General features: G+C 54.3%; 8 protein-coding genes. 1 reads left to right on the top strand and 7 read right to left on the bottom strand.

The annotated features are described in order from the left end of the window. Positions 1-236: 236 nt before the first annotated feature. The 5 genes from ACMWLG_RS01750 to efeU all read right to left on the bottom strand — a co-directional run bounded on the left by ACMWLG_RS01750 (position 237) and on the right by efeU (position 6,718). A complete protein-coding gene (locus tag ACMWLG_RS01750) occupies positions 237-1,742 on the bottom strand; it encodes an alanine/glycine:cation symporter family protein (protein WP_045354582.1) in 1,506 nt (501 codons plus the stop codon). A gap of 393 nt (positions 1,743-2,135) precedes the next feature. Continuing rightward, positions 2,136-2,927: a phosphate starvation-inducible protein PhoH gene (gene phoH, locus ACMWLG_RS01745; RefSeq protein WP_029740192.1), complete on the bottom strand. Its 792-nt coding sequence runs from the start codon at positions 2,925-2,927 to the stop codon at positions 2,136-2,138. A 500-nt stretch (positions 2,928-3,427) separates the two neighbouring features. Next, positions 3,428-4,711: an iron uptake transporter deferrochelatase/peroxidase subunit gene (efeB, locus tag ACMWLG_RS01740; protein WP_045401815.1), complete on the bottom strand. Its 1,284-nt coding sequence runs from the start codon at positions 4,709-4,711 to the stop codon at positions 3,428-3,430. A gap of 5 nt (positions 4,712-4,716) precedes the next feature. Beyond that, entirely contained in the window at positions 4,717-5,844 is a 1,128-nt protein-coding gene (efeO, locus tag ACMWLG_RS01735) for an iron uptake system protein EfeO (protein WP_045401811.1), read from the bottom strand. 40 nt (positions 5,845-5,884) lie between these two features. Continuing rightward, positions 5,885-6,718: an iron uptake transporter permease EfeU gene (gene efeU, locus ACMWLG_RS01730; protein ID WP_045401808.1), complete on the bottom strand. Its 834-nt coding sequence runs from the start codon at positions 6,716-6,718 to the stop codon at positions 5,885-5,887. Positions 6,719-6,969: 251 nt separating this feature from the next. On the opposite strand from efeU, the gene ACMWLG_RS01725 reads away from it, so the two are divergent. Then, positions 6,970-8,154 (top strand): NupC/NupG family nucleoside CNT transporter, encoded by a 1,185-nt coding sequence (locus tag ACMWLG_RS01725; RefSeq protein ID WP_045354577.1) that lies wholly within the window; start codon positions 6,970-6,972, stop codon positions 8,152-8,154. A gap of 73 nt (positions 8,155-8,227) precedes the next feature. On the opposite strand, the gene ACMWLG_RS01720 is transcribed toward ACMWLG_RS01725, so the two are convergent. Beyond that, positions 8,228-8,647: a DUF3574 domain-containing protein gene (locus tag ACMWLG_RS01720; RefSeq protein ID WP_045354576.1), complete on the bottom strand. Its 420-nt coding sequence runs from the start codon at positions 8,645-8,647 to the stop codon at positions 8,228-8,230. A 116-nt stretch (positions 8,648-8,763) separates the two neighbouring features. Further along, entirely contained in the window at positions 8,764-10,272 is a 1,509-nt protein-coding gene (gene putP, locus ACMWLG_RS01715) for a sodium/proline symporter PutP (protein WP_045401805.1), read from the bottom strand. Between the last annotated feature and the right edge of the window lie 293 nt (positions 10,273-10,565).

Genomic DNA, 10,565 nt, shown 5'->3' with positions numbered 1-10,565 from the left:
TAAGATGAGAGCTCGTACGAAAGTACGGGCTTTTTTCTTTTATATTCTCCGAAAAGGGGGGGATTCGAACCCCGGACCGGGGTCCGACAACTGGCGACAGCCAGTTGGACAGACTGAGAGCGCAGCGAACAGGCTGCCCGTAGGGCGAGCGAAGCGAGTCAATCCCCCCCGGTGCGGACTGAGCCGCCTCACAAAAAAAAGCCCGAACTAATGCCCGGGCTTTTTTATTCGATTACTCAGCTATTCAACTTTGCTGCAGGCTGCTTTCTTTCAAGCGATGAAACCTGTTCAGGCTGAACACCATCCTCATCCTTACGCCCATCAAGCCAGTAATCCGCATTTTTAATTCCCAGCCGAACCGGGTCAAACTGTGGATCCAGCCCCTGCGCATTCTGGATTTCATAATCCTTAAGGCTGGCAAACGCTTTTTTATGCAACAGAACAATGGCAATAATGTTGAGCCACGCCATCAGCCCTACCCCGATATCCCCCAGTCCCCATGCCAGATCCGCGGTGCGAACCGTGCCATATACCGTGGAGGCCATCAGACATAGCTTGAGCAGGAATGTCAGCCATGGACGGTGAATTTTACGGTTAATGAAGGCGATATTAGTTTCGGCAATATAGTAGTAGGCAATAATCGTCGTGAAGGCAAAGAAGAACAGCGCAATGGCAACAAAGTAATTACCAAAGCCTGGCATCATACTTTCCATCGCCGTCTGCACATAGCCAGGACCCGCGGCCACGCCAGCAATCCCGGTATAAAGCGCTGCACCGTCGACGCCCTGGACGTTATACAGCCCGGTGATCAGCAGCATAAACCCGGTCGCGGAGCAGACAAACAGCGTGTCGATGTAGACCGAGAACGCCTGAACCAGCCCCTGCTTCACCGGATGGCTTACTGCCGCCGCAGAGGATGCATGCGGCCCGGTCCCCTGCGCGGCCTCGTTGGAATAGACGCCGCGCTTAACGCCCCACATGATGGCCTGACCCAGGATGGCACCGAAACCTGCTTCAAGGCCGAACGCACTTTTCCAGATCAGCAGAATAACCGAAGGGAGCTGGTTAATATTAATAGCGATAATCACGCAGGCGACAATAATATACCCCAGCGCCATAAATGGAACGACCATGCTGCTAAAGCTGGCGATCCTTTTCACACCGCCGAATATAATAAAACTTAACAGCACCGCAAGTAATGCCGCCGTAACGTTCGGACTCAGACCAAAAGCAATATCCAGGCTCGCTCCTATCGAGTTTGCCTGCACGCCCGGAAGTAATAATCCGCAGGAGAAAATAGTCACAATAGCAAATAACCATGCGTACCACTTAACGCCTAAACCTTTTTCAATATAAAAGGCAGGGCCGCCGCGATATTCACCGTTAATTTTTTCTTTATAAACTTGTCCCAGGGTGGATTCGACAAATGCGGAGCTGGCACCTAAAAAAGCGACTATCCACATCCAGAAAAGCGCGCCCGGACCGCCAAAGGTAATTGCCGTGGCCACACCGGCGATATTCCCTGTCCCCACGCGGCCTGCCAGCGTCATCGTCAGCGCCTGAAACGACGATACGCCTGCATCGGTAGGACGCCCCTGGAACATCAGGGTAATCATATGTTTGATATGCCGTAATTGCAGGAAGCGACTACGCAGCGAGAAATAGAGGCCGACACCCAGACATAAAAATATTAACGCAGGGCTCCAGATTACACCATTAATAGCACCAACCAGTTCGTTCATGTATGACCCTCAGCGTGATGTTTCAGGGAAAAGGCTCCCCTGTTGTGTTTCTTCTTAGAATTTTGTTCGAACAAGTACGAAACATAGATAACTCACCTGAAGACACCAACTTAATTTTTACTTCGTAGTAATGTTCTGTGACTACATTCACGTTTAATTTTTAACTAACAATTAGCGCACTCATTATATTCACAGGTATTTTGTGGGTATTATCACCTCACATCACACTTCTGCAAAAAAGAATAAAAACACCCACCCGCTTAATAATCGAAATTATTAATTCAGCAACCTGGTGTTTAAATAAGGAGAATTTCTGTGGAGTATAAACGACACTTCCCGGCATTACGCCGGGAAGACATTACAGGAAAGAGGCAAAGCGATAATGCTTTACCTTTAGTCGGAATAGACCTGCAGCGTGCGCTGACAGAGCGCTGAACGCACGCAGTCCTCTTTGGTGAAGCGTACCACCCCAATCATCTCATCTTCCTCAAAACGTGACATGGCGTCGCTCAGCCCGGATTTCACGCCGGATGGCAGGTCACACTGGGTAATATCGCCGTTAACGATAACCGTCACGTTCTCCCCGAGGCGCGTTAAAAACATCTTCATTTGCGCAGCGGTCACGTTCTGAGCCTCGTCAAGAATGACGACCGCATTTTCAAATGTACGTCCGCGCATATAGGCGAACGGCGCGATTTCCACCTTACCAATCTCTGGTCGCAGGCAGTACTGCATAAAGGATGCACCCAGTCGCTTCACCAGCACGTCATAGACGGGCCTGAAGTACGGAGCAAACTTCTCCGAAATATCACCGGGCAAGAAGCCGAGATCTTCATCAGCCTGCAGTACCGGACGGGTAACAATAATGCGCTCCACGTCCTTATGAATCAGCGCCTCCGCCGCTTTGGCTGCACTAATCCAGGTTTTCCCGCATCCGGCTTCACCGGTTGCAAAGATGAGCTGTTTACTCTCGATAGCATTCAGGTAGTGCGCCTGAGCCTCATTGCGCGCCACAATTGGAGAATTATCACGGCTGTCTCGGGCCATGCCAATTGCTTCTACGCCACTCATCTGCACAAGCGAGGTGACCGATTCTTCTTCACGCTGTTTATGGCTACGTGAATCCCGTCTCAGCACACGTTTTGCTTCGCGACGAGCTTTGATCACTGCTTTTTGTCTTCCCATGGATAGCACCTTGAGTTGTTGGTATTCATCACACGCGCCAGCTTCGGCACGATTATGCGCACGAACATCAGAGGGTTGGCTTCCTTGTAAGCCATTGCTTGCTTTATCGGATAACGATACGGAACAGCTACGCGCACCGTTCTGCACGTCGGTCGAATCAGATTCTTGAGGAAGGGGGGAGAATTTAGTGGTGAGGAAATCGCTGCCGGAGTCTGAGCCTCCGCGCCGGGTGCTGCGGTTGTTATGTTTACCTTGTCCAGTACAGGACGCAACCATTCGCGATCTCCATAGTGATTCAGCATCACTGCCGGGAACTACCGCTGTCTTATCTTAAGTACATCAGGAGTTATCATAAATGCAACATTTATTTTACCTGAATGCAACTTTTAAGACTGTCCCTACAGGTGAAATCAGTCTCATATAGAAATATTACAGAAATATAACAGGAGGATAGTCATATGAAAAAATAATGTCCCCGCGAACGGTTGCGGGGACAATTATCAGGCTTCAATAAGACCTTGAGCGAGGTACGCGTTCCGATCGCGCACGCCCGGCAGGGCAAAGAAATAGCCGCCGCCGATAGGCTTAATGTACTCTTCCAGCGCTTCGCCGTTGAGCCGCTTCTGCACGGTCAGGAAGCCTTTTTCCAGATCGTGCTGATAGCAGACGAACAGCAGGCCCATATCAAGCTGACCGGCATTGGTCACGCCGAGCGAATAGCTGTAGCCACGACGCATCATCAGGCTGGACTGCGTCTCTTTGGTGCGCGGATTAGCCAGACGAATGTGGCTGTCCAGCGCGATGGTATCGCCATTGGGATCGCTGGCGTAGTCGGGCACGTCATGCTCGTTCTTCATGCCGAGCGGCGCGCCGCTTTGCTTATCGCGACCAAAGATCGTCTGCTGTTCTTTCAGCGGCGTGCGGTCCCAGAACTCCACGTGGAACTGGATAATCCGTACCGCCTGATAGCTGCCGCCCACCGCCCACGCCGGTTCGCCCTGATCCGCCGTCACCCATACCACGTCTTTCATCAACGCCGCATCGCTGCTGTCCGGGTTGGCCGTACCGTCCTTAAAGCCCAGCAGGTTCACCGGCGTCTCTTTCCCTTTACTGCGGGCGGCGTGGTCCGAGATAAAACCTTCCCGCTTCCAGCGCACGCTCAGCAGATCCGGCGTGTGCTTGATGATATCGCGCAGGGCGTGGATCACCGTGTCCTGGGTATTGGCACAAATTTGCAGGAGCAGGTCGCCATGACACAGCGCCGCGTCCAGGGAGTCGTTCGGGAAACGCGTCATTTTCTGCAGCGCTTTCGGCTTCTGTTTTGCCAGCCCATAGCGGGCATCAAACAGCGACTCGCCGAGCGAAACGGTAATGGTCAGATTATCCGGGGCGATGAACGGCCCCAGAATGCCGGAGTCCATTGGCGGCAGACGCGGGTTCGGCGTATCGGGTGCCAGTCCGCCCGCGGTGAGAAACGCGATGCGCGTCGTCAGCAGGCGGAACAGGCGCTCCAGATCGGCTTTATCGCTGGCCAGCGAATCAAAGGCCACCAGCATCATGGACGCCTGCTGCGGCGTCAGGATGCCCGACTGATGCTCGCCATAAAACGGCTGCGTCTCAATGCGGGCATTGGGTGACAGCGTGCCGGGCGCGCTTTGCGGTTTCGCCGCATGCGCTACCGGACAGCCACCGGCCAGAGCAAGAGCGCCCCCCAGCGCCCCTACTCCTTTCAATAATCGACGACGTGAAGGCTCAACCACATCGTTCTCGCTATGCTTATTCATCGTGCTTAGTCCAGACCCAGTACGCCGCGCAGCAGAGAGAGATCTTCCGCCAGAGCGGTAATCGGGCCTTTCAGCGCGTTACGGTCGGCATCGGTCAGCTTGTCGTAGGTTTCAAACCCGTCTTTAGTCCGGTACTTCGCCAGAATGGTGTCGACTTTTTTGAAGTTGGCATCCACTTTGGCCAGCAGTTCGCCGTTCTCCTTCTGCAGCTGAGGACGCAGCAGGTTAACAATTTTCTGCGCGCCGTCGACGTTGGCCTGGAAGTCCCACAGATCGGTATGGCTGTAGCGATCTTCTTCGCCGCTGATTTTGCTCGCGGCCACTTCTTCAATCAGGCCGGCCGCGCCGCCCACCACTTTTGACGGCGGGAAGGCCAGCTCGCTGATGCGCTTTTGCAGCTCCAGCACGTCGCCATTCAGCTGCTCGGCGTATTTTTCCATCCCTTTGGTAGAGTTGTCGCCAAACAGGGCTTTTTCCAGACGGTGGAAACCGGTGAATTTCGGATCGGCGGCTTTCTGCTCGTAATCATCTTCGCGGGCATCAATGCTGCCATCAAGGTCAGAGAACAGTTCGGCAATCGGCTCGATGCGCTCGTAGTGCTGACGGGTTGGCGCATAGAGGGATTTCGCTTTTTCGATGTCACCGGCCTTCACCGCATCGGTAAAGGCTTTGGTTGCCGCCGCCAGGTCCGCCGTCTCTTTCGTGACATAGGCTTTATACGCCGTAATCGCGTCGCCCAGGCTCAGCACCGCAGCGCCTTTCACCGCATCGGCCGTCGCTTCACCTTTGACGATCAGCTTCCCTTTAGGGTTGGTCAGCAGACCGCAGGTCATCTCATACTCGCCCGGCTGCAGGTTGGCGGTCATCTTCTGGCTGAAGCCAGGGGCGATATTTTCACGCTCCTCCACCACCAGAACGCCTTTCAGGATCTCCCACTCCAGCGCCTTCTGGCTGTGGTTCTGAATAATGAACTGGGTTTTGCCGCTGTTCACCGTGAGGGTCATCGGCTCACACTGCTTATCATTGACGGTGACTTTAACCTGAGGAACATCCGCGCCCCAGGCGGAGAATGCAGAAGCGAACAGCGCGGCAATGCCTGCGCATAACGCACTACGACGGAACTGAATTGCCATGACTCTTCCCTTTATAAGTATGTTGTAACTAAATCAAAGATTACGGCGCAACGCGCGACGCCTGCGTGCCGGTACGCGGCGGCATTGCGAACAGCACCAGCGCCGGAACCAGATAGATAAAATACATCGCCACTTCGCTGACGCTCGGCGTTTCCTGATAGCCGAAGATACCTTCAAGCAGGGTGCCGGTCAGAGAATGGGTGGAGAGAACGTTGCTGAGGTCAAACGCCACGTCCTGGAAGTGGTTCCACAGGCCCGCTTCATGGAAGGCGCGAATCGCCCCTGCCGCCAGCCCTGCCGCCACCAGCAGAATAAACAGGCTGGTCCACTTGAAGAAGGCGCCCAGGTTCAGGCGGATACCGCCCCAGTAGAGCAGGAACCCGAGCACCACGGCCGTGGCGAGGCCCATCACGGCACCCAGCGGCGGCCAGATCCCCACATCCTGCTGAAACGCCGCCAGCAGGAAGAAAACAGACTCCAGGCCTTCACGCGCGACGGCGAAAAAGACCATCATAATGAGCGCCCAGCCGTGGTTATTGCCCTTTTGCAGCGCGTTATCCACCGCCTGCTCCAGCTGCACCTTCACGTTGCGGGAAACTTTACGCATCCAGAACACCATCCAGGTAAGGATCACCACCGCAATCACGGCGACGATCCCCTCAAACAGCTCCTGCTCTTTCTGCGGGAACTCCCCGGTGGTTTCGTTGATGAGGATACCGAGGCCCAGACAGAGTGCCGCGGCAAGGAATACCCCGACCCACATGACGCCAATCCAGCGTCCGCGCTGGGTTCGCTTCAGATAACTGGCGATGAGGCTCACGATGAGGGCAGCTTCGAGCCCTTCACGTAACATAATGAGAAATGGAACAAACATGCCGACACCTTAAATGTTTATCGCGGTCAACTGATGCAAAGAAAGGTAAATTCTTGTGATAGTGATTATCATTACGGCGAAAAGAAACACAAGCGAAATGTGTGGTGTTTTGATGACGAGTTGTAAACGCAAAGCCTGTTAATAGTTGCCAACGTTACCGTTAAGTTTATAAGTTATAATAAAATTGCCCATTTACGGTTAACCAGCGCTGTGGCTAAATATCCTTCTCAAAAACCAACTGAAAATAAACCATGTTTAAGATTGTCCATTTCCTGCTGGCGCTGGTGATTATTCTTGCGCTCGCCTGGCTGGTGAGTTTCGACCGCCGAAAAATTCGCATTCGTTATGTTTTACAGCTTATTGTCATTGAGATTGCCCTGGCGTTCTTTTTCCTGCACGCCGAAAGCGGGTTATTCCTGATTAAATACGTCTCGGGATTTTTTGAGTCACTGCTTAAATTTGCCGGTGAAGGGACCAATTTCGTCTTTGGCGGAATGGGGGAAAAAGGGCTGGCGTTCATTTTCCTCGGCGTGCTTTGCCCAATTATTTTTATTTCCGCGCTGATTGGTATTCTTCAGCACTGGCGGATCCTGCCGATTTTTATTCGGGTCATCGGCACGCTGCTGTCAAAACTGAACGGTATGGGCAAGCTGGAATCCTTCAACGCGGTGAGTTCGCTGATCCTCGGCCAGTCGGAAAACTTCATTGCCTACAAAGGCGTGCTGGGCGATCTCTCCTCGCGTCGTCTCTTCACCATGGCGGCCACGGCCATGTCGACGGTCTCCCTGTCGATTGTCGGCGCCTATATGACCATGCTCGACGCCAAATTTGTCGTCGCGGCGCTGATTCTGAACATGTTCAGCACCTTTATTATTCTCTCCGTCATCAACCCGGCGCGCCCGGAAGCGGAGCCGGATATCAAGCTGGAAAAGCTGCATGAATCGCAGAGCTTCTTCGAAATGCTCGGCGAGTATATTCTGGCCGGTTTTAAGGTGGCGATGATTATTCTGGCCATGCTGATTGGCTTCATCGCGCTTATTAGCGCCGTTAACGCCCTCTTCTCCAGCGTATTTGGCATGAGTTTCCAGCAGATTTTGGGCTATGTGTTTTATCCGCTGGCATGGCTTATTGGTATTCCGCTGAGTGATGCCTTAAACGCGGGCAGTATTATGGCGACCAAGCTGGTGGCGAATGAATTTGTGGCGATGATTGAGCTGCAAAAAATCGCGCATCAGATGTCCCCTCGCGGGCTGGGCATCTTATCCGTCTTCCTGGTGTCGTTCGCGAACTTCGCGTCCATCGGCATTGTGGCGGGGGCGATTAAGGGCCTGAACGAGCAGCAGGGGAACGTGGTGTCACGGTTTGGTCTGCGTCTGGTGTACGGCGCGACGCTGGTGAGCCTGCTGTCGGCGAGCTTTGCGGGGTTGGTGTTGTAAGTGTTTTTGCCCGGCGGCGCTTCGCTTGCACGGGCCTACGATACAGCAACGGCGGGATTTCCCGCCGTTTTTATTAGAACTGCACGCACACCGGCTGGTCGACGCGCATCACCGACTCCTGCGCGAAGCGTGATTTATAAATCCCGCGCAACGCTTCGATGTTCTTCTCGCTCTGCGCATCTTTACCGTGGATCAGCATTAATGCTTTGCTGGGTTCGCGCGCCACTTTCCCGTCGTTCCCCAGCCACTGCCCGCGCGCGTCAAACACCGTTAAGCCATCGCGGAAACGCGGCGTCACGTCCTGGTCAACAAACTGCTGCCACTCGTTGCTGGTGATCTGCGCCCCGGCAGGACGATTTAAGCCGAAATAGAGCGTGGTTTGCTGCATCTGGTTATCCGCTTTGCAGGTCTCTACCGCCGCCTGCTGCGATGGCGTCGTGCAGCCAGCGAGCATCAATAATGCTGCTGCCATTACCCCTGTTTTGATTGTCATGCTTCGCTATCCTCATTGTTATAAGCACATGGATATCACAGGAAATGACGGATTTTGGCAAGAAAAAAGCCGGGTGCGCTTGCGCTCACCCGGCCTGCATTGTGCAGCGAGAATAATTATTCTGCCTGGAGCTTAGACGGCGGCGCAGTGTGGTAATGCGCGTCGGCTTCAGCAAAGCGTTTCTGCATGGAGGCAGACGGGGCTTTACCCAGCAGGCTGAACACCACGATGCCGATGCTGCCGAAGATGAAGCCCGGAATGATTTCGTACAGGCCCAGCCATGCGAACTGTTTCCAGACGATAACGGTCACCGCACCAATGATCATCCCCGCCAGCGCGCCGTTACGGGTCATACGTGACCAGATGACGGAGAACAGCACTACCGGACCAAACGCCGCACCGAAGCCCGCCCACGCGTAGCTCACGAGGCCCAGCACGCGGTTTTCCGGGTTGGCCGCCAGCGCGATGGCAATCAGCGCCACCAGCAGCACCATAAAGCGCCCTACCCACACCAGCTCTTTCTGGCTCGCGTTTTTACGCAGAAAGGCTTTGTAAAGGTCTTCGGTGATCGCACTGGAGCAGACCAGCAGCTGGCAGCTCAGGGTAGACATCACCGCCGCCAGGATTGCGGAGAGCAGAATACCGGCAATCCACGGGTTAAACAGAATTTGCGCCAGTTCAATGAACACGCGCTCGGCGTTCTGGTTGACCGCGCCCGCCTGCGCCGGGTTGTTGTTGAAGTACGCGATGCCGAAGAAGCCGACCGCACACGCGCCTGCCAGACACAGGATCATCCACGTCATACTGATGCGACGGGCATGAACGATGGTGTGGTGAGAATCCGCCGCCATAAAGCGCGCCAGGATATGCGGCTGACCGAAGTAGCCCAGGCCCCAGCCCATCAGGGAGACGATGGCTACGAAGTTCAGCCCTTTCAGCATGTCGACATTTTCGATGCTCTTCTGCTTGATCACTTCCAGCGATTCGCCAAAGCCGCCAACGGTGAAAATCACAATCACCGGGGTCAGGATCAGGGCGAAGATCATCAGGCTCGCCTGCACGGTGTCGGTCCAGCTTACCGCCAGGAACCCGCCCACGAAGGTATAGAGGATGGTCGCCGCCGCACCGGCCCACAGGGCGGTTTCGTAGCTCATGCCGAAGGTGCTTTCGAACAGACGCGCGCCGGCCACGATGCCGGAGGCGCAGTAGATGGTGAAGAACAGCAGGATAACTACCGCAGAGATAATGCGCAGGATGCGGCTGTTATCTTCAAAACGTCCGGTGAAGTAATCCGGCAGCGTCAGGGCGTTGTTGTTGGCCTCGGTATGCACGCGCAGACGGCCTGCCACCAGCTTCCAGTTGATCCACGCGCCGACGGTCAGGCCGATGGCGATCCAGCTTTCAGAGATACCGGAGATGAAAATCGCGCCGGGCAGCCCCATCAGCAGCCAGCCGCTCATGTCGGAGGCGCCCGCAGAGAGTGCGGTCACCATCGGGCCTAAACTGCGTCCGCCCAGAATGTAGTCGTCAAAGTTCTTTGTAGAACGCCACGCCAAAAACCCTATCAGGATCATGCCAAAAATATAAACGAGAAATGTCACCAGCATCGGTGTGCTAATAGCCATTCAAATTCTCCAAAATGTCGAGCGACAACCATCCGGGCTGCCTTGTTATATGATCACCGGAACGAGGTGAATGTATCTTGTGTTTCGGTTGGGCGCGCTATCCTGCCGTATGCGCCTTCCGCTGACAAACGATTTAACACTGCATTTACATCAATTTCATCCCCGGTTTGATACGAGTTTCCTATAGGTTGCACTCGCTCACGCTTTTACGGGTTGCACCTTTGAAAAGTGTTAACTACCGCATAAAACCAGGCCTCGCGCACAAAAGCCAGCGCGTTTTCCCAGCTAACCAT

The sequence above is a fragment of the Enterobacter sp. 01-M-02-SI-ECC genome (assembly GCF_047530595.1).
In the GTDB taxonomy this organism is placed as follows: Bacteria; Pseudomonadota; Gammaproteobacteria; order Enterobacterales; family Enterobacteriaceae; genus Enterobacter; species Enterobacter cloacae_M.
This window is presented reverse-complemented; position numbering and strand designations above follow the sequence as displayed.